The following is a 25,072-nucleotide window of genomic DNA, read 5'->3' as shown; positions in this document are numbered from 1 at the left end:
TCACGGCGTTGCGGTTCGGCGGCTCACCACAAGCATCCGGATGGCCACAACAAGCGTCGCGCAGGCCGCAAGCACGTACTCTGTCAGGTGAGCGAGCGCAACCGCCATCAGCCGCCGGTCGCTCTCAAAAGTCGGCCTTCGCTGAGCCTCGGGCACCAAACCCCCAATGCCGTAAACCCCAACCAGGACCAGCATCATTAGGACCCAGAGCACCCCGCAAGAGATCGCCACCATCCGCAAGACGCGTCTGGAGTCGAGCGGGTGGCGGAGGCGCGAGTTTACGACGGCAAGAATGACACCGCCGATCAGCCCGGCCCACCAGCTCGCGCCGATCCCCCAGACCATCGCCATGACCCAGGGCGATTGGCTTTCAACCACTTTGGGGTGGTGCACCGTGAAATACTCCACCGCCACGTTCGCGGTGACGAGGTCCATGGCGACCCCGAGCGCGCAGGCAAGCAAGGTCGAGCCAAAGACAATTCTGACTGCGGGTTTCACGGCTGTTTCAAAGTATGGCGGGGCTGGCGAGAAGGCGCCGGGTCCAAAAAGCTTCGGGCCATAATGGCGGCATGGCTACGGGCAATGCCAGGCGCGCGGGCTGGGCGATCGGTATGTTGCTTCTTTGCGCCGTTGCCCAGGCAAAGGTCGCGACCATCAGCCTCCAAGAGCTCGCCCGCTACAGCGACCTCATCCTCGTCGGCGAAGTCAAGCGAGTGGAGCTCAGAAGCGGCGTCAAGATTGCCTTCGTGCGGGTCGGGTCGGTCCATAAGGGTCGCGTCGAGGGCCCTATCGCATTCGTCGCCGAGCCCACGTGGACCTGCGACATCAGTTCCGCCAAACCGGGCGAACCGGTGCTCCTCTATCTGGATTCTCTGAGACCGCCCAAAGGGCGAACGATGGAGGGCCAGGACCTTGGAGCAGCCCAAGCTGCCTGCAAGCAGGAAGGCGTTCAGCTCTTCCTCCTCGGGCACAGCGGACGCGGGAAGATTGCGCTGAGCCTCGAAAAGGGCCGATGGGTCGCGCCGGTGACGACAGGCGAAGGAAGAGGGCCGGGACTGAATGTAAATCTCTATGTGCCGAAACCCGTCCCAACGGTGCCGACGGCCTCCGGCCAACGGGCAATCCTGCTTGCTGAGCTTGTCAAGCGCTCGACCCAGGTTCCTCGCCGACGGCCGGCTGCACGGTAGAAACAACGTTCCCACAGTCGGCCTGTCCTTGGAGTTGTGAGCAGACTTCTTAGCGCGCAATCCCAATGGTTGGGTGGACCAGAGCACCACGGCGATCGTTCCTTTGGGAGTGCGCGAGCTTGCTCGCGCTTTTCCGAGGTTCACCGGGCAAGGCGCGAGCAAGCTCGCGCACTCCCAAAAGTGGACAGCGGACTGTGTGATTGACCTCGGTCCCGAAAGGGTGCCTCAACAATCTCCTCCGGGATTGAAGGGGGAATTAGGCGGGCCGTCATAGATTGCAACGCAAATTGTTCGATCCAGGTAGACAATGACATGCTGACTTCGCTCGCGATGATCGCTGTCTTGAGCCCGTTCTCGTCGCAGATGACGATGACACTCAATTTCAAGCCCGGCGACAAGCTGGTTTATGAAATCTCAGCTAAGAGCCCTATGATGGGCCTGGACGCCAAGGGGAGGATGCCGCTCACCGTCGCCAAGAAGGACGGTGCCAAGATCACCGTCTCGTGGCCGCAGGTCGAGATGGCCGCCGCCAAGGGCACCATGCAGCCGATCGCGGCAGGCTCATGCATCTTCACCGACAAGGGCCGGATGGTCCAGCCGGATCCAGGCGGCCAAGGGGCGATGTTCCTGGTGCCAATGGCGCTACCGGAGCAGCCGATCGCCGTCGGCGGGACCTTCAAGGTCACAGGCATTCCAGGGGCTGGGTCGTCCGAGCTAACCGGTAAGTTTGAGAAGCTCTCGGAGGATGGGGCGGCCGCCGTGATCGTCGTCGACGGTCTGATGTCCGCGCAGGGCGGGCAGATCGCTTTGCATTGGGAATCCAACTTTGACCTCAAACGGAGCATCTTCCGCAGTGGATTAATGTCGATGAGCTCACCCAAAACCAAGGCGGTTATGTCTACGTTCGGGTTCAAACTGGTCGAATAGTCTTCTGCTAATTGCCATTGAGGGCGCTTGGCCACAAATCACGCCAACCCTCGCCGCTACTTTTCTCTTGGGAAATATCCCCCCCTGCGACTCTGCATCTCCTCGGCGACCAGGGCTGATTCCCCGCCAATCGCCTTCAGTTGCCGGACGGTGCTGTCGAAGTTCACTGCGCCACGGTTCTGGCTGAGCTTGAAGACCGCATCGAGTGCAGCAACCCGAAACTCCAGGCACTCGATGGCGGGCACGAGCCGAGAGATGTACTCCTCGGGGAGGTTCTCGAATTTGTGGTCCGGGCTCTCCTCGAATTGGTCCTTGAGTTGCTGGAGCAGCTTCAGCAGGTCCGACTCCGGCAAGAACGCCACGGTGCCACGGGCATGCACAGCCATGTAGTTCCATGTGCCGCCAAAGGCCCCACCGGATTGCCAGCTTTCCATCACCGGAGCGTCCGGCCCGGTGAAGACGGCGATGACCTCCGGGTTCTCCTTCAGGGCGTGCCAGTGGTCGGTTTTTCGCATGATGTGGCCTCTCAGGACCAACTCGGGCTCCGCCTGATGGATCAGCAAGGGAATGTGGGTGGCGGCGATCCGCCCGTCTGCGCCGGCTCCGGCAACCAAGGCGAGGGGATACTTGCGGATGAAGGCGAGAATGGCCTGGCGATCCGTCTCCTTGAACTCTGGCATCGGGTACACGAAAGCCAGATTACCGTCCGCGAGAGCGCTCGCGGGCCCAGAGCCCGATGGCGGCGCGGAGTGGGGCCGGGCGTCTGCGCCAAGAAACGGTCTGCGCCCCTTGTGGGATTCGAACCCGCGTCTCCCGTACCTCTCGATCGGCTAGCCAGGTGTCTTGCCACATGCGGCAGGTCGAGCCCGCAATTTGGACGATCGGAGCGCTTGTGCATTATGATGCAGCCGCAAAGGGGGCTATTCGATTGCCTCTTCTTGCTGGCCACCAGGATGCCCCCCGATGAAGGCCCTGCCAACGTCGTGCCAAAGCTCTACCGCCGCTTGGGGTGGCGCATCGTCGGGCCAGATGAACTGCTTGTGCAGCAGCAGCAGGTCAATCAGGAAGGGCACCTTGATGAGGTCTTCCTCATCTATGCCTCTGTATTGCTCCTCGTTGCGGTTGGCCACGATCTCAACCAGCTTCCACCCCGATTTGAGCTGCCGAAACTTGGCGCGGAAACAGCAGAACCCGGTCCAGCTCCGATGGAAGTGGAGCGTGTTCCGCTCCCAGAAGATGAACCACTTGTCCTCCATCCGCTCCGGGATCACACCCAGCATGATCCGCCTCATATCTTCAGAGCGATAGAGGCGGTCGCACGCGATCTTTGACCGAAGTCGCGGCATCGGCTTGGTTGTCCAATCGGAACGTTTGGCGGTGGCCACCGAGATTCTGAGACTACCTCCGCCTGTCTTCACAGATGGGCAGATTGGCCGATTGGCTCTTCGTATCTCCAAGGATGGGATTAGCGCTTGGGAACTTAGGAAAAGGGCCGGGCGTAACTCCCTGCATGATCCCGCTGGCCGCCGCGTTGGCTTTGTTCCAGGGTCGCCCGGAGCCCGATTGGCTGCCCGTTCTCGATGCTCCGAAGGGACTTACACACGAGCTGACGATTCCAGCGCCGGCCCATCCAGGACAGAAGCTGGAGCTGCGCGGGAAGGTCCTGAGGGCAGAGGGGCGGACGCCTGTAGCGGGGGTGATCCTCTATTTCCACCACACCGACGCGCGGGGCATCTATCCGCGCCCGGATGCCGCTCGCTCGAGCGACTTTCGGTATTGGCATGGCGCGCTGCGAGGCTGGTTGAAGACCGATTCTGGCGGCAATTACGTGCTCAAGACAACCCGCCCGGCCCCATATCCAGGAAGAACCGATCCGGCTCACATCCATGTGTATGGGCTCCTGCCAGGATCGCGCACAGGGTTCTATTTCGCTGACTTCGTCTTTGCCGGCGATCCGCTGCTGACGGACCGGTATTGGCGAAGCGTCCGCGCAAACAACCTCGAACCCTACGGCGGCGTGGCACTCTCTCAGGATTCGAACGGAGTGCTCCAAGGGCGTCGTGACCTTATCTTGAAGAACTGACCGGTCGGCGGTCTCTTGAGGCAGCTTAGCGGGACACAGAACCGATCGACGGGCCAGGAAAGCACAATGATCGCCGCTATACGCCGGGCGGACGGTATCGTACACCCTCCGCTTTCCGCAGCGCATCCATCGTTTCTTCGACCGTGAGAAGCACGGTCGTTTCGCAAGAGCTGAGTGCGCCGCCGCTGCCTATCGCCAGGGCGACCGCGGCCATCGAAACGTTGTCGGGCGCCTCCCAGAGGTTGTAGCCGTCGTGCGAGCCGAAGGCGTACCAGAAACCGTGGAGCTTGCCGCCGACAGACTCTATGTACTCTTGAGCTGCTTTTCGTCGGTCCTCCGGGCTGCTTATCAGCCTGGCCCAAGTCTCCGGCGTATAGCTGAATCTGGTCAGATAAAGTGGCATCGTCCCCTCGCCTAGCTCGCCTACTGCCGCGATTCGCGGATTGGCGAATCAGTATAGCTCGCCCGGATGACCCTCTCCAGCGCTGAGAATACGCGCCGGGGGATCCTACGGCGCCGACCACAGGCGAACCGTCATATCCAGACTCCCGCTCGCAAGGGACTTGCCGTCTGGAGAAACTGCGAAACAGTTCACCGGCCCGGCATGGCTGGACAGCATTGTGGCCGTCTGCTTGGCCAGCATCGCGGCGAGGGCCAAGAGGGTCCTCGTTGGAAGATTCTATCATCGCCGCCTAAGGGCGACGCAATCGTTCGCCTCGACGCCGGATTCGACTACACTTAATCCACCGAATCATGCAACCCCATTCGAAACCGATACAAGACGGCGCGAAGTGCCAAGTCATCGCCGGCACGCACAAAGGGAAATCCGGCATCGTGCGCGACATGCACACGAGCAAGACGGGTGCTGTCACAGTCACCGTCGTCCAATCGGACGGCGAGCGATTCAAGACCCTCGCCAAGAACGTCGCGATGGCGGATTAGGCCCCGGCGTTCGTGAAGGCGCTGAGGCTGTCAATCCCGGATTTCGCTGGTGTGTGCTGATTCCGGCCTAGAATGTGTCTCCTAACCAATGGATGAAACCACCCAGACCATCCAGTTCCAAGCCACCCTTCGCAATCCAGGAGGCGCGGACAAAGGCGCGCCTTGGGCCTTCTTGAAGCTGCCGCAAGAAGCCAGCGACCCGCTCCCGGCGCGGGGCATGGTTTCGGTCGAAGGGACCGCCAACGGGAGGCCCTTCGCCGCAACCCTCGAACCTGACGGCTTGGGCGGACATTGGCTGCGGGTTAAGCCAAAGCTCCAGGAAGCGCTCGGAGCCAAGGTCGGCGACACCCTCACTTTTGAGATAGCCCCCGCAAAAATCGAGCCCGAGCCCGAGGTTCCCGATGACTTTCAGGCCGCGCTCGATGAGGCCATCCCGAAGGCGCGCGAGACCTGGCAGGCCATCACCGCTCTTGCCAGAAGGGACTGGATCCACTGGATCGTCTCCGGCAAGAAGGCCGAGACGCGCGTGAAGCGGATCGCAGTCGCCATGGACAAAATGTCGAAGGGCAACCGCCGACCATGCTGTTTCGACCGGTCGGGGATGTTTGACAAGAGCCTGAGCTGCCCGGTAGCCGATGATGAGTAGGTTACGCCGATGAGCCGCCACCCAACCTAAGATTCGGCCATGGCCTTGAGCCTGATCAGCGCCTCTCCCCAGGCGTTTCGGAGGCCATCCGCCTCGCTCCGAGTTTGAATCCGCGACGACATCACGTTCATCAGCGTTTTGCCCTTGTTGTCCTGGAACTGAACGTCAACGGTGATGGGCGCGGTGCAGCCGGGGTGCTCCCAGGTAAAGCGCAGGTCCTTTTCCGGGCGTATTCGGGTGAAAGTCCCTTTGCACCCCGCGTCACACCTGATCGATCCGCCTTCTTTCAAGTCTTGCTTGCCGTTGTCGCCAAACATCTGCCCAAACTGGCCCGGGGCCGTCCAAACGCCGTAAACCTTGGCTACCGGCGCATTGATCGACTTCGTGCAGCAGATCGTATAGCCCTCTTGCAGCCCGTCCTTTTTGACCACGCCATGGTGCTTTTCATACTCCACGTAGATCGTGGTGGGCCACCACGGGTCTTTGGTCTGGGCAAACATGTGGTTGATCGCTTCGCGCCGGCCCTTCGCCAAGCCGTCCATGGAGTCGAGTTCAGCAAACCACTGCCCGAGGGTCTTGCCCGTCTGCGCCTTGCAGCTCGCGTCGTCGATGGCGTAATCCGGCTTGTTCTCGACTTTCATCCCGCCATCATACAGCAAAGCACTTGGGCCATCGCGCCTTGGTCCTATTGGAGGTGAGGAGGCACGGCCGTTCCGGTAAGGAAGTGCACGACATCCTGCACGAGGGCGCCCACACTCCGCGAAGTGTCGATGTGAAGCGTCGGCGCGTCCAACTTCGGTGGATCGTACGTGGCGATCAGTCGGTCCAACGCGTCGGCGGACGGATGGTAGCGGACCCAAAGCGGGTCTTGCCGCAGGCGTTCCTGGCAACGCACCCTAGCCGCTTCAGGTGAAAGCTCGCAGATCACCACCCTCAGGTCTGCGAGACCGAGGATCGGCTCCAGCTTCGGCGCCCAAACCTTGTGCTGGAATGCGGCTTCCGCCACCGCGCTGATCTGGTTTCGAGTGAGCAGCTCGATTTCTGCGAAGAACGCGTCACAAATACTCTGAGCCAGCTTCGGGTCCTCCGCGAGGTCGAGGCCCAGGGTTCTCAAGGCGCCCTCCATCAGCCGGTCGCGGCTGACCAGCGGACTGCGCAACTCCTCAACCAAGGAGGCGGCGAGCGTCGTCTTGCCTGAACCGGGTCTGCCCGTGACGAGGACAAGCAGGGGTCGTTTCATTCCAGGCGCCTATCGCGGATGTCCCTGGCTCGCCGCCGGCCGGAGACCTTCGCGGGCAGGGCTTCACGGGCCGATCCGGGTCAGCCCTGGGACTTTGAGCCCGCTCGGTGCAAAAGTGCTGCCCAAAGCCACGCCTCCGGGAACGGGCGTGTAGGCCTCGATGGCGATCTGTGAGACGGCGAGCTTCTGGCCGGGGAGCGCCTTATCCGTCGGCGTGACCGACGCGATCATCAAGATCGGCGCTTTTTCGTCTTTGAACCCGGAGAGCGGCGGCTTCGGCGAGATGCCCGGGAAGAACTTCGCCATGGCCTCGGTGTGCATCTTGCCGTAATACCAGGACTCGACCGCCTTCTTGTTCTCAAACCACGCCATGATCACGAACTGCTTGCCGCCATCCGGCGAGAAGACCTTGATTCCCATACAGCCGGGTGTCGCCATCAATCCTTTTCCAAGATCGGGAAAGTCCCCAATGGTCAGCGGCTTCTGGCCCTGCGGTGCGGCAGTGCCTTGAGCGAAGCTGTCCTTAAGGGTCACGCCGGCCGTGAGGCCAAGGGTGAGTCCGACCGTCAGTTGCCACCAGTTCGTCTTCATGGAGTCCAGTATAGGGGAACCCCTCATGAGAGCTGGGACCTTTGGGGTTTGCGGGCAAACCTGCCCCCATCCCCGTCAGAGCCGGATGTCTTCGGGAGAGGTTCGATCCTGCCTGGCATCAGCTTTGTGAGGCAGGACGCGTCACGGCCAACCACTGAAGCGGCGTCATCGCGTTTACCGAGCCTACTTGCGTTTCAGCTGGGCCCTGATGTTGAGCGGGCCCTGTTCAGGAATGCGAATGGTTCCAACGAAGTCCGCATAGCCACGAGCACTTACCCGGCAATCGTAGCTCAAGCCCCGATAGAGTGGCGCCATTCGCCAGGCTCCGGGCGCAACTCTCAGACGGAATCCCCCGGCCTGGTCGCTTGTACCTGCTGCGCAGACCACAAGGCTCCCCGAAGGAGTGCTGCCGATGATGCTCCGCTCGGTTTGGTCCCATGGACGAGACCCAATGTCCTCGGCTGTCTCAACGTGGACCGGGGACCAGCTTGTCCGGTCTGGCTGCAGAATCTCAAAGGTGGCATCGGACACTGGGTTTCCCGTACCCTCCTCGACGATGGTCCCCATTCCGATGAGCTGGGCTCGATTCGGCGTTGGGAGCCTTCGGCTTGCCAAATCTTTCGCGGGCGGACCAATCCTGGTTCCACCAAATGAAATGGCCTCGTCAATGAGGGCCTTTGCGGTGTTGATGGCCACCATGCCATCCAGCGAGCTACCGGCTTCCGGATCATAAGTCCAAGTGGGAACCCCCACCAGCTTCCCTGTGGCGTCGAGGGCCATACCACCGGAATTGCCGGGACTCACCGTTCCTTCGATCACCCAGATGTCCACCTTGCCGTCCCGATCGAGGTCTGTTGGACCCGAGACCTCGCTGGAAGTGAATTTCGGGGTGTCCTGCCGAACGCCCGGATACCCCAGGATATAGAGTGGGTCGCCACGCTTGAGCAGGTCCGAATCACCGAGTTCGATAGGTGCGGTCTTCAAGGAGGCCTCCAGTGAGTCGGTCGTTGGATACCGGCTGACGATCTTGACCACGGCGAGGTCCTTCTTGGAGTCACCCGCTACGACCAATCCCACGTAGTTGGCAGTCGGAGCCGTCTTCGTGTCCTCCGGGATGGCGATCAGGACTAGGCCGTTCTTGTTGTGCATCTCGCCGGGGGAGTGTCCCTGCCCGGTGCGATCGAGGACTTCGTCATCGGTCATTCCCACCACGTGCCAGTTGGTCAGGATATAGCCCGCCTTGTCGATGATCGTGCCCGAGCCATGCCCGAGCTGCTTCTCGTTGTCATCCAGCGAGATGACCTTGGCCACCGCGAGCGTTCCCTGCTCGATGATCTGTGCGCGGGTTTTGGGTGCGGGCGGATCCTCCGGGCCAATCGGTCCCTGTTTTTTGGGGCCGCAGCCAGACAAGGTAACCGTTACGAGCAATGCGGCTGGAACGATGAGCTTGGCGATCATCTTAGGCGCATTATGAGCAAATTGATTCGTCAATCCCATAACTTTGTCGTTGGACGCGACGTGTTAGGGTTTGTTTCTGGATGGTCCCGGTGGTCCTAGTCTGAACGTATCCGGCCCCTCCGAGGCAGTGACTCGTCGACACGCGGCAGAGGGAGTACGGTCTCGTTCGAATGGGGGATCAGGCCTGGGCTTCGACCGGTGCAGGGGCCTTGTAAGCCTTGACATACACCGAAAACGCGATCATCAGTGCGACGGCCAATCCCAACCAAAGCGGGCCGATCGACTGGTAGAGCAGGAACACGTTGAGCCCGGCAATGAGAACGCCCACCATGTACCCCAGCACGCGAACCTCGATCCGGTTCACGTACTTGCCCATCTTCTCGGGATCGCTCGTGATGTGGATCAGGGGGAAGATCGCGAACGGAAGCTGCATCGAGAGCACCACCTGGGAGAAGATGAGCAGGTTGACCGTGTCCTTGCCGCCGCTCAAGTGGATGATGATCACCGCCGGCACGATGGCCAAGGACCGCGTGAGGAGGCGGCGCTTCCACGGGGCAAGGCGCCACTTCATGAAGCCTTCCATCACGATCTGCCCGGCGAGCGTGCCTGTGATCGTCGAGGATTGGCCGGAAGCCAACAATGCCAAGGCAAAGGCCATCGCCGAGCCCGCGCCAAGCGTGGTTTGCAGCAGTACGTGCCCTTGGGCCAACTCCTCGACGGCGTGGCCCTTGCCGTAGAACACCGAGGCCGCCAGGATCAGGATTGCCGCGTTGACGAAGAACGCCAGGCTGAGAGCGACCACCGTGTCGATGGTATTCGAACGAATAGCCTCCTTCATGCCCTCATCTTGAGCCTCGACCTTGCGGGTCTGCACAATGCTGGAGTGCAAATAGAGGTTGTGCGGCATCACCGTCGCACCCAGAATGCCGACGGAGATCAAGAGAGCTTCCATATTAGGCATCGAGGGAACCAGGGTTCCCTTCGCGATCAGGCTCCAATCGGGGCTCGCCAAGAGGATCTCGTACACGAAACAGCCAAATACGGTGAGGACGAGCGTGAACACGATCGCCTCGATCTTGCGGAACCCAAAGCGCATGAAGCCCAGCAGGAGCAGGACGTCCAGGCCCGTCAACACGACACCGACCTCCAACCGGATGCCAAAGAGCAGGTTCAGCGCGACCGCCGAGCCCACCACCTCGGCAAGATCGCAGGCGATGATCGCGATTTCGCACAGGATCCACATGGCGATGGCCGCTGGACGCTTGTAGTAGTCGCGACACGCCATTGCAAGGTCTTTGCCGGTAACAAGCCCCATCCTCGCGCAGAGCACCTGGAGGAACTGCGCCATCAAATTGGAGAGGAAGATCACCCAGAGAAGCGCATAGCCGAATTTGGAGCCGCCTGCGAGGTCCGTGCCCCAGTTCCCGGGGTCCATGTAGCCGACACTCACGAGGAACCCGGGGCCGGCAAAGGCCAGCCACCGACGCCAACCCGCGCGTCCGGCCGGAATGCCGATCGTCCGGTGCGCCTCGGGCAACGACCGGAATGCGGATTCCGGCCCAGCCTTCGTGACCTTGTCTTTGACCACTGTCGCCATACGCAAAGCTTTGTAGCTGTGGCTACATATTCAATTGTAGCCCAGGCTTCATTTGGGAAGTCAAGCCCATGCTACAATTTTTCGGATGAACGCGCACGATCTTCATGCGGCCAGGTTCAAACAAACCCGCGAAGACCATCGGGTGGAACTTGCCGAGGACTACGTCGAGGCCGTTCTGGACCTGATCGACGAGCAAGGAGAGGCGCGGCTGACCGACATCGCGACACGCATGGGCGTGGCGCACCCAACCGTCGCCAAGGCGATGCGAAGGCTCGAAAAGGAGGGCCTTGTGGTCCTGAGTCCCTACCGTCCCACGCGCCTAACCGATGCGGGCCTCGCCCTGGCGCGTGAGTGCAGACGTCGCCACCGGGTGGTCGTCGGCTTTCTGGTGGCGCTGGGGCTAGACAGTGAAGCGGCTGAAGTTGAGGCGGAGGGCATCGAGCATCACGTGAGCAAGACGACCCTGGAGCTTATGGAGCGGTTTGTGTTGGCGCGAACGGCCAGCTGACCCCGGCTCCATAATGGCCATGTGCCGATAGAGCTCCTGACCGAGCGAACTCTGCTGCGGCCATTTCGGTTCACGGACTGGCCGTCCCTTCAGGCTTACTTGTCCAAACCGGAGGTCACGCGGCTGGACTCCCCCTATCCGCTCGATGACGTCGGAATTCAGGCCGTGGCCAAGTTCTTTGAGGGCAGCGAGGACTTTCTCGCGGTGTGCCTAAAGGAAACGGGCTCGCTCATTGGGCACCTTCACTTTGGCGTTCGAACCGATGCCTCGCCCGGTTTTCGGAATCTGGGGTTCGTGTTCGATTCGGCCTACTGGGGCCAGGGGCTCGCTCATGAGAGCTGTCAAGCGCTTCTCAGATACGCTTTCGACAGTTTGGCGACGCCGGGCTTCCTAACCGGAACTCGGAAAGAGAATCTCCGGGCACGTCGGCTCTTGGGGCGGCTGGGCTTTCGCGAGTTGCCGTCGGACGACCTTGAAGGGTGCATCTACGAGCTTGATGCGGCTTCTCACGAAGCGGCGAAGGCTGCCGTGAACTGAGGGTTCGGAACAGAAGGCACCCGCAGGGTCGCGTCCGAAGGCCCAGCGGGCCGAAAAGTCCAAGCGAAGGGCGAAGCCCCTGAAGCTGGTGGCCGTTTGGGATCTAGCCCTGTAAGGGCGGAATAGCGACTTTTGAGATGCGCCGCAAACGTGCTCTTACCTTGTCGAGTAGGTCAGCACTACAGTCCCATTCGGCAGCGAGCTTTGCTCGTTCAGTCTCAATGTAGGTGAGCGCTTCCCGGGCGGTAGCAACGGAATGCCCGAACCCAAAAGCACTGGAATCAAGCTCAACTCGATCTGGTCCACGGCCCCCGCATCCAGTAGCGACCGAAAGAGGTTGCCGCCGCCAAAAAGCCAGATGTCCTTGCCCGCTTTCTGGCGCAATTCGGCTACGGCCTGCACCCCGTCCCGAACCACCTGAACGCCTTGCGCTGCGGCCTCTTCGAGTGTCCTTGAGCACACGATGGCCGTCATTCCAGGCATTTCTCCCCCTGACATCCCTTTGGACGCCTCGTAGGTGCCGCGACCCATCAGCACCGTGTCGAACTGCTGCATGAACGCCACGAAGTCGATTGAAGGGTCCATGAGGATCCAATCATGTCCACCCTGGGCGTCGGCGATGAACCCGTCGAGGCTTGCCGCCACACAATACCGAACCTTGCGCATTTCCGTATCTTACGCCCGATCGTGCCACGATTCGAACGCAATATGGATGGAGGCTTTGATGACTTCGGGGCCTAACAGCTTCTCGCCGCCGGGCCATAATCGTCTTGAGCTTCCGGACGGCCCAAGTCGCCCGCTGAAGGAGAAACCCGTATGATCAAGCCAGCCGCCATCCTAACCCTTGCCGCCTGCGCGCTGCCGCACCTCTTCCCCGAGGATCAGGCCTATTTCGCCATCCTTGCCGAAACAAAGGTCGGCCGCATGGCCGGCATGCCGCCGATGGACCTGAGCGGCCTTCCGCCCGGAATCAAGCTTCCGCCCCAGGCCATGGCGTTCTCTGGACAGCCCACTCGCCTCCTGAACATCCGGCTCTGGTCTCCCACGATCGCTCCGGCCGACGCCAAAGCCTCCGTCGCCCCTCCTGCAGGTCTCAAGCAAGGCGCCAAGCTCGACCTCGAACTCTATCGGCCCGACGGCAAGGCCGCAGGCGGCAAAGTCCGCGACTTCGACCCTGACGCCAACCCCGAGAGCTTCACGATCAAGGTGTATTGGGGCTCCTCCGAGACGGTGAAGGAGAACCAGCCCAAGGTCATCACCTGGTCGGGAATCTCGGACGACCAGAAGGAGGCCATGAAGAACCGCGTGCGCGAGGCCAACATGGCCGGCGAATCCTATTACTACAAGGAGGGCTGGACCACCGGCTACTGGCCCACGAAGTCGCAGCCTGGGAGCATCGACAAGGCCGCCTCGCTGAGCGGCAAATACAGCCTCACGACCAGCTACACCGGGAACGTGGACATCGAGGCACCCTCGAACGTGGAGTTCATGGCGCCGATCATGATGTCTTCGCCCAACCTCGATAGGAAGATCGACCTTAAGAAGGCGATGAACTTCAAGTGGGACGCCATCCCCAACGCCCTCGGGCTAAACGCCTCGATCGTCGCGATGGAAGGCAAGAACACGATGATCATCTGGACTTCGTCGGAGGTCTTCAACGAGGCGCTGATGGGCGACATGGGGTTCCTTCAGATGGCCGAAGTGCGCGATTTCGTCGCGAAGACGCTGTTCATGGCTGGGGATCGGACCAGCGTCAACGTGCCGGCCGGCATCTTCGCCAATGCCGATTTCGTGATGATGCAGATGGCGGGCTACGGCCCCGGCGCGGCGCTCGACAAAGCCCAGCCGTTGCCCCGCATCCAAACCAAAACGTCGCTCATGCTCATGCTCGGCGGCAAAAAGATGACGGGGTTCTGAGCCGGCGAACCCACAGCGGCCCTTGACTGGCAGCGTTGCCTCCAGCCAGACACCCTAACTGCCCAGTACACTGGGGGCCGTCATGCTGCTCACCTCACTGGCGTCGCTGATGCTCCTGGTGCCCTTCCAGGATATCGAACCCGTCCGAACCGAGGTGATCACCCCCATTCGGAACGCCACATTCAATAAAGGGGGAGCCGCCAAGAAGCGCGTGCAGGGAGGCAACCCGCGCACGATCCAAGGACACTTGGTTTTCGACGGCGCCGCGGACGGCAACCGCCAGGTCGACCCCCAGATCGCCGTCGGCGGCGGGTTCGTGGTCCACGGCACCAACCTTGGCATCACTCTCTATGACAAGTCCGGAAACTACGTGGACGGAGTCCCGCAGAGCGAGTTCAACGGCGGCATCGATCCGAAGCTATTTTTCGACCTCCACAACCGCGTGTTTGGCTTCGACCTCTGGAACCCCTGGGATGCCGAGAAGAAGAAACCGGTCAACATCTCTGTTTCCGAGACCTCCGATCCCCGTGGCGCTTGGAATACCTACCCCGTGCCTGCACCGAACGGCGTGGACGGCGGCGGGATCGGCTACAGCCGCAAATGGGTGGCGTATTCTTTCCCAGGCGGTGAGGAGTGCACGTTCGTCCTTCGGATGGCCGAGCTCAAGGCGGGCCGTCCCGCGACGGTCTATCACTTCGCGGGGTCCCTGGGCCACCCGGTCTTCAACCAGGACCCTTCGGACGATCTCCAGTTCGTCAACCTGACGCAGTCGGAGATCGTGATCGCCACGGTTCGTGCGAATTCCAGGGGCGTTCCGGTGGTGGCCTCGGTGGTGCGGGCTCCTCATAAGTTTCGATACTTCGGTTGGCCCCCCGCCTCCCCCATGAAGGGCACGTCGGCGACGACCGCCTCGGGAGACCGGAACCCCAAGAACCTGGTCGTCCAGAACGGCTGCCTTTGGTTTTCGCAGACCGTCAACGTCGAGAGTCGCGCGGGGGTCCAGTGGCACCAGGTCAGGCTGGACGGCACGTTCGTGCAAAGTGGTCTGATCGCCCACCCACGGAACAGTTACATCGAGACCACTCTCGCCGTAAACCGTCGAGGCGACGTGCTCGTGGGCTTTCAGGAAACCGGTCCGGACATGTTCATCTCGCCCCGGTGCGCCTGGCGAAGGGCGGGCGATCCGCTCGGCAAGCTGGGGCCGATCCTTGCGCTGGGTGAGGGGCTCGCCGCCACCGAGGGCGGAGCTTGGGGCGATTACAGCGGTTCGATGATCGATGGCGACAACCGAGTGGACCTCTGGACGATCCAAAGCATCACCAACGACAAAGGCCGCGGCAGCACCGTCATCGCCCGCATCAAGCCGTGAACACAACCCTGACGTCGCGCAACGCACACAACAGGATGCCGCACTAAAGCGAGAGTGACCTCAAACAGGCAACCGATGGCGTGGGCACCCGGGTTGCCGCCGTGGCCTGAGAGGTATCCAGTTGCCGGGAGTTCGTTCCCAGGTAGTCACTGACGTTGAACTTGCTCGTACCTGACCTTCGTTCACTCACTCCCGGCGTGTAGTTGGCTGCGCCATCGTTCAGCACGGGATCGGTCACGTCCACACCATCGCGCTTGAAGGTGAAGGCTTCCTGAGAGCCGCCCTTGCCGACCCGGGTGTCGAGGCCATTGTAAGTGAAGGTATCTGACCCGCCTCCAGGGTACGAGATGGCGGTAACTCTTGACTCGTAGTCGTAGACCAGGTTCGTTGTTCCGGCGCTTGTGGTGATTGAAGTCGTTCTTCCGGCAGCGTCATAACCGAACGTCTTCGAGCCCCCCGACCACGTGACCGAGGTCAGCTTGTCGCCAGCTTCGTTGGTATAGGTCTCCAGCAGTCCATTCACCGTTCTTGTCGCCCTGTTCCCGTTCGCGTCATACGTGTAGGACGCGGAATACCCGCTCCGGGACTCGCTCAGGAGCTGATCGATCGCATCGTAGGTGTAGCTGGTCGTCACCGAGTCCACGGTCTTTGAGGACATATTGTCTGCGGGTTGCATGTGTAGGAATCCAAAGTCAGCGTACACTTTTAGCGGCGGGCTCGTAAGCACATCTATCCCAATCGGGTTGGTGCTCAATTTCAGACTTTAACCTAAGAAGCTCTTTCCCTTGGTGACGATGGTGCGATCTGAACAAGAAGAACGGCTTCATGGAGCGAAAGACCTCCCGCGCTTGGTATTCGATGGGCTCTAGTCCGCTCCAGTCTGGGATTATGTCCCGTAAGTGCTGGCTTCGCCAGTCCGTTCTGCCGTTCGTCGTGCAATCACCAATCACCGAGCAAAGGAACCGGTATCGAACGTGTATCGGCACACCAACTTCAGGTGGAAGTCCGTCTAGCACAAGCAGCTTAGTGACCGGCCATGGTGTGTCTTCCACAGTTCTGTCGTACAGTCTTTCGGCCTCGGAGAAGATTGAAACGTCCTCTGTTGAAGCTCCTTTCCGCACGAGGAGTAGAGCAAAGTAGATCACATCCAAGTCCCGGTACGAGAGAAACTCAGCGGCTCCAGGACCCTCCATCAAATATCCCTTAAGGAACGAATCAGCGAACCAAGTTATCGCACCACTGGGGTCCTCTTCCGAGGTCGTGGATAGCGTGGAAAGCGACGTGAAATGTGCAGTCCCCCGAAGGACGTTCATCAGTAATGCGCCGCCACGGGTCTCAGTAATCCGAATGCGCTCTTGTTTAGGCATGGTCACTTTAGCCCCAGCTGCTTACTCCTCGCGCGTCCAGTCGACCATCCATCGGAGGGTCTTGAGGACAGCGAAATGGTACCAAAGCTGATACGGCAGGTGTAGCGATTCTAGCCCAAGAGCATTCACGTGGAAGTGCAAGACCCGGATCGCGCTCCACTTCTGCCCGGAGATCAGGTGCACATTTCCGCTCTCGATCCTTATTAGGTGGGACGCCCGAGTGCCATTGCCGCCTAAGCGCAGGGCCCCGCCTACAGCGCCATCCCAAACCTTGGCCAACCCTGCACCCCCCACATAAAGGCCGATGACGTTGCCTCCGATCTCGCCTCCCAGATGCCAGCCATTGTCTTCGTCAACATATTCGTTCAAGCCAATAGGCTCTCGGATGAGCTTTGTCAATCCGAAGCTGACTCCATCTCCCAGGCCAACCATAAAGTTGTAGAACCAGTTGTCGGGATCATCCCAGACATAGAGGCCCGACGGGTCCGCTTGGCGTACCGGGTTATTCCCACAGTACCCATACCAATTCCTTCCGTCCTTCACCGGATCCCTGGTCAAGAACCTCCCAGTGCTGGAGTCGTAATACCTATGCCCTAGGAGCTTCAGGCCGGAGGCGTCGGACTGATAGCCGAACGGGCCGCCGTAGGCAAACGGGCCGTTCCAGGTGCCGGTGCTTGAGGCCAGGTTGCCGAAGGCGTCGTACTGATTGGTGGCAGAAACGGCTTGGGAGCTTGACGTCTGTACTTCTGCGTTCTTTATGCCTGTGTGAGAGTAGGTTGTGGCGCTGCCTCTTCGCTCTGAGATGCCTGGGGTGTAGGTTGCATCGCCGTCGCTCAGGACAGGAGCGGTGACCCCAACCCCGTTCCTCTTGAACGTCGAGCTTCCCTGTGCTCCGCCCTTGCCGACCCGGGTATCCAGACCGTTATAGGTGAACGTGTCGACCGAGGCGTTGGGATACGTGATGCTGGAGACCCTGGACTCGTAATCGTAAGCCAGAGAGGTTGTCCCCGAAGCCGTGATGATCGAGGTCGTCCGGCCGGCGGCGTCATACCCGAACGTCTTCGATCCCCCCGACCACGTGACCGAGGTCAGCTTGTCTCCTGCATCGTTCGCGTACGTTTCCAAGAGTCCATTCACCGTTCTTGTGGCGCGGTTTCCATTCGCATCATAAGTGTACGACGCTGAGTAGCCACTCCGAGACTCGCTCAGAAGCTGATCGATCGCATCGTAGGTGTAACTTGTCGTCACCGAGTCCACAGTCTTCGACGACATGTTGTCGGCGGTGGCATTGGGAGCGCTACGTGCGCCTTGAAACCGCCTCCTTCAGTCTTCGTCTGCTGCCGCCCGAAGCATAGCGAGCCTCTGAAGCCAAACCGAAGGCTGCTCCAACGCCTATTCCACACGACCACAAGGTGCGAACCTCACTCCCTGAAGGCCGATATCTTCAAACCACATCTTGAACTCCGCACTGCAGATCAACGGAAAATAGTCAATCAAACGAAAGAGTGGACGTTTACCTAGTACCCTGCAATCTACGATGATCATCTCTTCATCCTCCGGATATCGATCGCTTGGAAACCCACCTCTGTTCGCCCACTCTCCATAAACGTGATATAGCCGGCCACACTTGCCACACTCTCGATGCGAGGTCCGGACAATGGTACAGTCATTCGCCTCAATGGTGAGCAAGGGGACAATCTCAAGCAGTTCCGGACCATCATATGGCAATAAGATCCGGTCTTGCCTATTCGTTGGTGTTGCCACATCGAGCGAAGGGTCCTGATGCATCGTGATCATCGAGAACTCAATTCCTCCGAACCTCTGCCACAAAGCCTCAGCCAGGGTAGCCTTAGCCAGTAATCCTCCAAATAGCACGTAAAACATGTCTGCAACTTCGGTAGATCCGACTTCCCATTCTATCTCCATCGGATACCGCCTCACGGCACCGTAAGAACAGGAAGGGCAGAACGAGTCTTTGAGTATTCGGTAGCTAGCAGCCTTACTTGACGCTTGCGCAAAGCCAGCGCCATAATCTGAAGTCATCGCGTACAGCCTGGTCATCATTCACCGTGAAACAGCTTGAGTAGCTGATCCTTCAATTGGAGCTCCTGCTCAACCTTTGGCTTGGGACCCAAGTCCTCGAGTTGTTGTTTCCACCAATCATTGTAAGCTCCTCCACCCTTCCCCATATGGATGAAGTCGTGCCAGTCCTTAGGAACCAAGTAGACGTTTGGGGCACCCTTAACGCCGCGAATGCGTGCGTCCTTGATGCCGATCTCCTCGAGAAGCCTGATGATTTCGCGAGGTATCCAGTGATGCTTCCGAACTGCCTGCTTGGCTGCCGTTTCACCGACTTCGACAAGAACCTCCTTTGCTATCCCCTTGGCTACGCCTTTTTCTACGCCCTTTGCTATTCCTCCCGGACTCGGCAGGATAGGGCAGAGTTCCATTACTCCACCTGCGGCGACGCCCCACAGAAACAGCACAACGAGAAAAGGTAGTTCGCCGTTATTGTCTGCAAGCGAGACTGGGCTCCCATAGCAATACCCATACCAGTTCCTTCCGTCCTTCACGGGATCCCTTGTGAGAAACCGGCCGGTACCCGAATCGTAATACCGGTGGCCCAGCAGTTTCAGGCCCGAGGCGTCGGACTGGTAGCCGAACGGGCCGCCGTAGGCAAACGGGCCTTTCCAGGTGCCCGTGCTTGCGGCCAGGTTGCCGAAGGCGTCGTACTGGCTGGTGGCAGAAACCGTCAGTCCTGAACCCGTCTGCACCTCGGCGTTTTTGATGCCGGCGTGAGAATACGTTGTAGCGGTGCCTCGCCGTTCGGAGATACCCGAGGTAAGGTGACTCCCTGTGGCCCCGCTCAATCAGTTCCCTTCCTATTGCTGCCAGACCATTGCGCTCTGAACTGCGCGACCGCATATCCGATTGCCGTAGCTACTGCGGCAACCAGCGGTAGCAAGAGCAGAAGACCCATGGAATCGCTCCAAAGCGAAGCCAAGCCATACAACACGACTAGCCATGCGGTGACAATATCCACAGTCCGGAATCGCGCCAAGTCCGCTGCCGTAGGTTCTTGAAAGCGAAAGCCTCGGAAGTAATTGTGGACCATTCGCTTTGCCACCGATGGCTCAGTAGTAAGGTGGACGATCAACAAGAAGGCCAAGCCAAGGCCAGTAACCAGGAGTTTCAAGCTCAGGCTCAATCCATGCGGAGGAGGCACTTCTTCACAGCTCCTATTAGTTCGTCAATTAACTTGAAAATGTTGTTGCCAGTCGTGGGATTGTCAATCTCGATTGAACTTGTGACTCTATGTTCAAAGTAGACACCCTGTCCGGGCGAGATGCCACCAGACCATCCGAGTCCGGGCGAGCCACCCTTCGGGTGGGTGTCCAGTATATCGTACGTTCGGGTGGCTGCAGACGCCAGTCTGCTGAATCTGCAAGCCTTCTCTGGTTCGTGATCGTGGAGCGATGCGCCAGCTTGCTCCCGGCTCGCAAGCGTGTCCTTCGGTTCGTGGATGGCTCTCGGGGCTTTACCCTTCTCCTGGCGGAGCCACCCTTCGCAGCAGACTGGCGTCTGCAGGCACCCGACCCTACGTCTTTCTCCTGATGACCCACCCGAAGGGTGGCCGGTCGTGGCCGGCCGAATGCTCCCATTGGGTGACGACAAGTGTGACAGAAGGAGATCATTCGGTCATCCTATTCTTTGGCCAGCCTCCTCGCTAGGCTGATCAGTTCACGGAAACGACGTTCCTTGAAGAGAAACGCTCTCAATCGAGCAAGCGCTGGAACTCGGAGCTCACCGGGACCAATCAAAGATTCAAACGATGAAATGGTGCTCTCTGCATCTCCGATGCGCATTGACGTATCTCCGAGGATGAAGACCATTCTATCATCCCAGGGATTGGCTCGTAGATATGCCAAGGCATACTCAAATGAAAGACGCCATTCACCGAGCCTGCCGAAAAGTGACGCCAGTTGGCTCGCCAGCAGAGGAGAAGCGATGTCCGGCTGAAACCTGCGAAAACGGGAGGGATCAGTAGTTTCATTGCTGCTTAGATAAATCCAAGCATCCAGGGCCAGGGCCGATTGCTCATCGCCTGTCGCTGCAAGAAACGCTTCGACCAAGGCAGAGGCCCGGCCAAACTGTTTGGTGTCGAAAAGGAGTGGGACGACGCGTGCCAAGGCTTTCCGGCGTACAATCGGGTCTTCGTCAGCACATAGATTTTCATAGACGGTGACAGCCCTATGCACATCGCCCAAGGCGCTTGCGAGGAGAGCCACGCTGAAGTGGTGAGCACTTTCGTTGTGCTTTTCTGACTGCGGTAGCTGCGAGTAAGAATTCCACGCTCCAGTCAGGACTAAGGCTTCGACAGCTTCCAGTGGATAGCTGGAGTAAGCTATTCCTTCATCGAGCATTTTCGCCGCTAGGCCCCGAGCATCATCGTACTCCAGCGCCAAGAGCTTTACCCCGATCCGTAAGCACTGGACATCCCCTACTAGCCTGTCATTATCTGTTGAACTAAGGGCAAGTATTGCGTGTTCGGCTTCGAAGAAGCGCTGCTCAAAGAGCATCAAGCGGGTCTGAAGAACGGAGATATCTGTCATTTTGATGGCTACTCTTGCTTTGACTCTTGGCTATCATCAGTTGGATCTCAATGGAGGGCACCCAAGTGGGCTGAATTCTGAACGAGAGGACAAGCGCACAATCAGGTGGGTTGCAGCCGTACAGGAACCTGGCCCGCCAGCCTTCAACTACTCTTGCCAGCGAACTAGAAGAATGACTCAAATGTCTTCTCCGTATCGAGATTCGCTCTCTTGATTCCAGGCAGATAGCAGTCTTGACCCAGCTCTTCCGGCACTAAAGCCAGAGATACCGTGCCAAAAAGACGGAGAATGGAGGAATCAATAAAACCTCCAATGCCGCCCCAACGGCCCGAGCCATGTGCTTCAGTTTCTGGAGCCACCTTTGGTGTGTCGAGAGGTTTTGCTGGCAGGCCGTTTCCCGGCGGGTCGTAAGGTGGAGTCTCTGGGCCGGGAGGTAGTGGTGGCGGAATCTGGACATCAAATGGCGGTTGCAGCCCATTCCCGCCTCCATAAGGGTCGAAGTCGGTCTTCCCAAAAACGACCCATCCAAAGAGCCAAAGAAGTAGCCCTCCGATTAGGCCGTTCTTTGTGATCTCGCGGAATCCCGGCCAAAATGCGTTGCCGGTAGGGTCCGCGCAGCGGGTGGGACTATTCCCACAATACGCATACCAATTCCTCCCATCTTTCACCGGGTCCCGAGTCAGAAACCTCCCCGTGCCGCTGTCGTAGTAGCGATGCCCGAGGAGTTTGAGGCCGGAGGCGTCGGCCTGATAGCCAAAGGGGCCGCCGTAGGCGAAGGGGCCTTTCCAGGTTCCGGTCGAAGAGGCCAGGTTGCCGAAGGCATCGTACTGGTTGGTGGCAGAAACCGTCTGCCCTGAACCCGTCTGGACCTCGGCGTTCTTGATGCCGGCGTGAGAATACGTTGTAGCGGTGCCTCGACGCTCGGAAATACCCGGCGTGTAGGTCGCCGCTCCGTCCGAGAGCACCGGAGCGGTTGCACCTACTCCGTTTCTCTTGAAGGTCGCGGTTCCCTGAGCCCCGCCCTTGCCAACCCTTGTATCGAGGCCGTTGTACGTGAATGTGTCCGCCGAGGCGTTCGGGTAGGTGATGCTGGTGACCCTGGACTCGTAATCGTAGGCTAGAGAAGTCGTGCCGGATGCGGTGGTGATCGAGGTTGTTCGGCCTGCCGCGTCATAGCCGAAGGTCTTTGACCCGCCCGTCCAAGTGACCGACGTCAGTTTGTCTCCGGCGTCGTTGGAGTAAGTCTCGGCCAGGCCGTTGACCGTGCGTGTCGCCCGGTTGCCGTTGGCATCGTAAGTGTAGCTTGCTGCATAGCCAGACCTTGTCTCCGAAAGAAGCTGGTCGATGGCGTCGTAGGTGTAACTCGTCGCGACTCCATCACGGGTCGCCGTCAGCACGTTCGAGACGGCATTGTACGTGTAGCTCTGCGTGCTCAGCACCGCGTTCGAGCTGTTCTTCACCGTGAGCGAAGTCGGGCGGCCCCGATTGTCGAATGCGTACACCTCATACGACCCATTGGACAGCGTCTTTTGGGTGACCCGGGACAGGGTGTCGTAGGTGACCGTGGTGGTTTCGGAGAAGGGGTTCGTGAGGCTGGAGAGGCGGCCGGCGGTGTCGTAAGCATAGGTGGTCGCGCCCGTGCCCACGTCCGTCATGCTGGTGCGCTGCCCGGCCAGGTTGAAGGCATACTGCAGCGTGCCTTGCGGGGTGGCCAATTGCGTCACCTGGGATGCCGCGTCGTAGGACCAGGCGCTCGTGCCCGTGGCGTCCAGCATCTGGGTGGTGCGGCCGTCGTTGTCGTAGGTGACGCTGGTGTCCGTTCCCGTCGGGTAGTCCACCGTCGTCAGCCGTCCCGCATCGTCGTAGACGTATTGGATGGTGAAGCCCACGGGAGATGTGTAGCCCGAGCAGGCGCCCTCGGCGTTGTAGCTCCAGTTCTCGACGCTGGAATCCGGCATGGTGAGCGCGGAGACCTCGCCGCGGGAGGTGAGGCTGTAGTTGCGGGTGTAGCCGCGCCCGTTGGTGACCGCCGTCAGCCAGGAGTTCCCGTTGTAGGCATAGCTCTCCAGGTCTCCCCGTGCGTTCGTCACCGAGGTTAGGCGCATGGCGTCGTCGTAGGCGAGCGTGGTGGTTCTGCCCAGCTCATCGGTCGCCGAGATCACCTGGCCCTCGCGGTTGTAGTTCACGGTGGCGCTGGTGGCGTCCGGGTGGGTGGTGGTGACCGCGCGGCCCCAGGCGTCGTAGCCGAGGGTGGTGGTCTGCGAAAGGGCGTTGGTGAGGCTCGTGAGCCGGGAAAGGGAATCGTAGCCGAGGGTGGTCGTTGCGCTCGCTGGATCGGTGACGCTCGTGAGGTCGCCATTCGTGGCGTAGGCGTAGGTGGTCGTTCGGTTCAGGGCGTCTTTGCTGGTGAGCACCTGGCCATAGGTGTCGTAGGTCCTCGTCACCGCCGCTCTTGAGAGCGGATCGGTGACCGTCAGCAGGTTTCCCTGCGAATCGTAGGCGTAGGTGGTCACCCTGGCGAGCGGCGTGGTGACCGTGAGCACATCGTTCGTGGTGTTGTAGGTGAGCGTCCAGGTTTTCAGCAGCGGGTTTTTGGCGGTGAGCACGTTGGCTTTCGTGTCATACGTGAAGATCCAGGCCTTGCCGCGCTTGTCGGTGTACTGGGTGACGTTCTTGGCCGTGTCGTAGGTGTAGGCGTTCGAGTAGCCAGCCTGGTCCACCTCAGATGCCAGAAGGCCGCTGGAGTAGTTGTGGGTTTGGGTTTGTAGCCCGGGCCAGGTGATGGTGGTGGCCGAGAGGCCGTAGCTGTACGAGGTGGTGTTGTTGAGCGGGTTCTTCCAGGTGAGGAGCTTCTCGCCGGTGTCGTAGGTGTAGGTCCAGACCTTGCCCCTTAGGTCGGTCTCGGTGAGGATGTCGTGGGTGGCGTTGTAGGTGAAGCTGCGCGCATAGCTGGCGCTATCCAGCAGGGGGTAGGTGATGCTCGTCAGGTTCGTGCTCGCGTCATAGGCGAAGGTCCAGGTGCGCCCGGTGGGGTCGGTGATGCTGGAGAGCCTGGAACCGGAGTAGGCGAAGGTGAGGGCGCGGGCCGAGGCGTCGGTGACCGCAGTGACCTGGTTGCTCGTGTTGCGCCCCACGGTGACGGTGTTTCCGGCGCGGTCCTTGCAGGCCGTAAGGAACCCCGAGGTATTGAAGAGGAACTGCCTTTGGGACTTGGTCGTCAGGGTCCAGGTGGAATCGGCGTTGTGGACCAGGGCGTCGTAGACTCCGGGCGGCGGGCTGAACGTGCCGGCGCTTTCGGTGTAGGCGACGTTGGTGCCATCCTCCCAGCGCACGATGGCCGAGGAGCCGGCGGTGTAGTCCACCTTGATCTCGTAGCTGTGGCTCCAGGATGCGCCCATATCGCCCACCCAGGAGGAAAGCGAGTTGTGGAAGAGCTCGAAGCCGACGCCCGTCGCGCCGCGCGAGGGCCAGGAGACCAGCGGGAGTCCTTCCAGGCGGTTGCCGGTGTTGGTGTTGACGATGGCCCAGGGGCCGGCCGATTCGGAGCCCGCGCGCTTGCCACCGGTGCTGGGCGAGCCGCCTCCGGTGCTGCCGCCACCGCCTCCACCTCCGCCTTCGCCACCGGGCCCGCCGCCGGGACCTCCGGGACCGCCGCCCTCGCCGCCTCCGGTACCGCCTCCACCGCCTTCACCGCCCCCACCCGAGCCTTGAAGCAGCATGAAGCCGCCCACGCCGATATTGGCAAGGAGCAGCTCGGGCTCCTCAAGCCAGCGCGCTTGGCGCACGCGGCCGAGGTCCCTCAGGGTGCGCTCGTTGAACCGGCCTGCGCGGTATTGGGGGTCGCGCCTGGGGTTGGCGCCTCTGAAGATGGGAGTGCGGGAATCGGTGAATCCACCCGAGAACTGCCGTCCGATTTGCTGAATGAGGTCCGTGAGGGACTTCGAGGAAGCCTCGATCCCTGCGAAGCACTGGGTAAAGACCAGGCTAAACGAGACGACGATGGCGGTCAGGCGCATGAGGCTAACGCTGCGGCGCGAGGGGGGGGGGCGAGCCGGTGATCTTGCGGGGCCATGACCCTCACCGTAGCACA

Annotated in this window: 25 protein-coding genes; 9 read left to right on the top strand and 16 right to left on the bottom strand. The window is 60.4% G+C overall.

The window, feature by feature from the left end; genetic code table 11:
- Positions 1–498 carry a hypothetical protein gene (locus HZC36_08185; protein MBI5706954.1) on the bottom strand — a complete coding sequence of 166 codons (498 nt, stop codon included), beginning with the start codon at positions 496–498 and terminating at the stop codon, positions 1–3.
- A 71-nt stretch (positions 499–569) separates the two neighbouring features.
- On the opposite strand from HZC36_08185, the gene HZC36_08180 reads away from it, so the two are divergent.
- Both HZC36_08180 and HZC36_08175 read left to right on the top strand, forming a co-directional pair.
- Positions 570–1,187: a hypothetical protein gene (locus HZC36_08180; protein ID MBI5706953.1), complete on the top strand. Its 618-nt coding sequence runs from the start codon at positions 570–572 to the stop codon at positions 1,185–1,187.
- Between the two features lie 312 nt (positions 1,188–1,499).
- Positions 1,500–2,114 (top strand): hypothetical protein, encoded by a 615-nt coding sequence (locus HZC36_08175; protein MBI5706952.1) that lies wholly within the window; start codon positions 1,500–1,502, stop codon positions 2,112–2,114.
- Positions 2,115–2,170: 56 nt separating this feature from the next.
- Here HZC36_08175 and HZC36_08170 read toward each other — a convergent pair whose 3' ends face one another.
- Positions 2,171–2,803 carry an FMN-binding negative transcriptional regulator gene (locus HZC36_08170; protein MBI5706951.1) on the bottom strand — a complete coding sequence of 211 codons (633 nt, stop codon included), beginning with the start codon at positions 2,801–2,803 and terminating at the stop codon, positions 2,171–2,173.
- A 231-nt stretch (positions 2,804–3,034) separates the two neighbouring features.
- Positions 3,035–3,460, bottom strand: coding sequence for a hypothetical protein (locus HZC36_08165; GenBank protein ID MBI5706950.1), 426 nt, complete (start codon positions 3,458–3,460; stop codon positions 3,035–3,037).
- Between the two features lie 164 nt (positions 3,461–3,624).
- On the opposite strand from HZC36_08165, the gene HZC36_08160 reads away from it, so the two are divergent.
- Positions 3,625–4,197: a hypothetical protein gene (locus tag HZC36_08160; GenBank protein ID MBI5706949.1), complete on the top strand. Its 573-nt coding sequence runs from the start codon at positions 3,625–3,627 to the stop codon at positions 4,195–4,197.
- Positions 4,198–4,273: 76 nt separating this feature from the next.
- Here the strand turns inward: HZC36_08160 and HZC36_08155 are convergent, their stop codons facing one another.
- Complete coding sequence (locus HZC36_08155; GenBank protein MBI5706948.1) at positions 4,274–4,600, bottom strand: GYD domain-containing protein; 327 nt, start codon at positions 4,598–4,600, stop codon at positions 4,274–4,276.
- Positions 4,601–4,705: 105 nt separating this feature from the next.
- Positions 4,706–4,840: a hypothetical protein gene (locus HZC36_08150; protein MBI5706947.1), complete on the bottom strand. Its 135-nt coding sequence runs from the start codon at positions 4,838–4,840 to the stop codon at positions 4,706–4,708.
- A gap of 110 nt (positions 4,841–4,950) precedes the next feature.
- Here HZC36_08150 and HZC36_08145 point away from each other — a divergent pair, with 110 nt between their 5' ends.
- Entirely contained in the window at positions 4,951–5,139 is a 189-nt protein-coding gene (locus tag HZC36_08145) for an RNA-binding protein (protein MBI5706946.1), read from the top strand.
- Between the two features lie 88 nt (positions 5,140–5,227).
- Positions 5,228–5,785, top strand: a complete 558-nt coding sequence (locus HZC36_08140; protein MBI5706945.1) for a DUF1905 domain-containing protein — start codon at positions 5,228–5,230, stop codon at positions 5,783–5,785.
- A gap of 26 nt (positions 5,786–5,811) precedes the next feature.
- Here HZC36_08140 and HZC36_08135 read toward each other — a convergent pair whose 3' ends face one another.
- The 5 genes from HZC36_08135 to HZC36_08115 form a co-directional block, all read right to left on the bottom strand.
- Positions 5,812–6,426 carry an SRPBCC domain-containing protein gene (locus HZC36_08135; protein MBI5706944.1) on the bottom strand — a complete coding sequence of 205 codons (615 nt, stop codon included), beginning with the start codon at positions 6,424–6,426 and terminating at the stop codon, positions 5,812–5,814.
- 44 nt (positions 6,427–6,470) lie between these two features.
- Positions 6,471–7,025, bottom strand: coding sequence for an AAA family ATPase (locus HZC36_08130; protein MBI5706943.1), 555 nt, complete (start codon positions 7,023–7,025; stop codon positions 6,471–6,473).
- A 63-nt stretch (positions 7,026–7,088) separates the two neighbouring features.
- A complete protein-coding gene (locus HZC36_08125; protein ID MBI5706942.1) occupies positions 7,089–7,616 on the bottom strand; it encodes a hypothetical protein in 528 nt (175 codons plus the stop codon).
- A 183-nt stretch (positions 7,617–7,799) separates the two neighbouring features.
- Positions 7,800–9,074: a trypsin-like peptidase domain-containing protein gene (locus HZC36_08120; protein MBI5706941.1), complete on the bottom strand. Its 1,275-nt coding sequence runs from the start codon at positions 9,072–9,074 to the stop codon at positions 7,800–7,802.
- A 178-nt stretch (positions 9,075–9,252) separates the two neighbouring features.
- A complete protein-coding gene (locus tag HZC36_08115; GenBank protein MBI5706940.1) occupies positions 9,253–10,671 on the bottom strand; it encodes an Nramp family divalent metal transporter in 1,419 nt (472 codons plus the stop codon).
- 85 nt (positions 10,672–10,756) lie between these two features.
- On the opposite strand from HZC36_08115, the gene mntR reads away from it, so the two are divergent.
- A complete protein-coding gene (mntR, locus tag HZC36_08110; protein MBI5706939.1) occupies positions 10,757–11,179 on the top strand; it encodes a manganese-binding transcriptional regulator MntR in 423 nt (140 codons plus the stop codon).
- Between the two features lie 21 nt (positions 11,180–11,200).
- Positions 11,201–11,716: a GNAT family N-acetyltransferase gene (locus HZC36_08105; GenBank protein MBI5706938.1), complete on the top strand. Its 516-nt coding sequence runs from the start codon at positions 11,201–11,203 to the stop codon at positions 11,714–11,716.
- Positions 11,717–11,872: 156 nt separating this feature from the next.
- Here the strand turns inward: HZC36_08105 and HZC36_08100 are convergent, their stop codons facing one another.
- Entirely contained in the window at positions 11,873–12,382 is a 510-nt protein-coding gene (locus tag HZC36_08100) for a dihydrofolate reductase (GenBank protein ID MBI5706937.1), read from the bottom strand.
- A 150-nt stretch (positions 12,383–12,532) separates the two neighbouring features.
- On the opposite strand from HZC36_08100, the gene HZC36_08095 reads away from it, so the two are divergent.
- On the top strand, positions 12,533–13,633 hold the full coding sequence (locus HZC36_08095) for a hypothetical protein (GenBank protein MBI5706936.1): 1,101 nt from the start codon (positions 12,533–12,535) through the stop codon (positions 13,631–13,633).
- A gap of 82 nt (positions 13,634–13,715) precedes the next feature.
- A complete protein-coding gene (locus HZC36_08090; GenBank protein ID MBI5706935.1) occupies positions 13,716–15,002 on the top strand; it encodes a hypothetical protein in 1,287 nt (428 codons plus the stop codon).
- A gap of 43 nt (positions 15,003–15,045) precedes the next feature.
- On the opposite strand, the gene HZC36_08085 is transcribed toward HZC36_08090, so the two are convergent.
- From HZC36_08085 to HZC36_08065, 5 genes are all read right to left on the bottom strand, one after another.
- A complete protein-coding gene (locus HZC36_08085) occupies positions 15,046–15,678 on the bottom strand; it encodes a hypothetical protein (protein ID MBI5706934.1) in 633 nt (210 codons plus the stop codon).
- Between the two features lie 712 nt (positions 15,679–16,390).
- Positions 16,391–17,641 carry an RHS repeat-associated core domain-containing protein gene (locus tag HZC36_08080; protein ID MBI5706933.1) on the bottom strand — a complete coding sequence of 417 codons (1,251 nt, stop codon included), beginning with the start codon at positions 17,639–17,641 and terminating at the stop codon, positions 16,391–16,393.
- A 788-nt stretch (positions 17,642–18,429) separates the two neighbouring features.
- On the bottom strand, positions 18,430–19,143 hold the full coding sequence (locus HZC36_08075; protein ID MBI5706932.1) for an RHS repeat-associated core domain-containing protein: 714 nt from the start codon (positions 19,141–19,143) through the stop codon (positions 18,430–18,432).
- 930 nt (positions 19,144–20,073) lie between these two features.
- A complete protein-coding gene (locus tag HZC36_08070; protein MBI5706931.1) occupies positions 20,074–20,982 on the bottom strand; it encodes a hypothetical protein in 909 nt (302 codons plus the stop codon).
- Positions 20,983–21,146: 164 nt separating this feature from the next.
- Positions 21,147–24,998, bottom strand: coding sequence for an RHS repeat protein (locus tag HZC36_08065; protein ID MBI5706930.1), 3,852 nt, complete (start codon positions 24,996–24,998; stop codon positions 21,147–21,149).
- Between the last annotated feature and the right edge of the window lie 74 nt (positions 24,999–25,072).

This window comes from Armatimonadota bacterium, from assembly GCA_016223145.1.
In the GTDB taxonomy this organism is placed as follows: Bacteria; Armatimonadota; Fimbriimonadia; order Fimbriimonadales; family Fimbriimonadaceae; genus Nitrosymbiomonas.
Note: the sequence above shows the minus strand (reverse complement) of the source record. Positions and strands in the feature narration are given on the sequence as shown.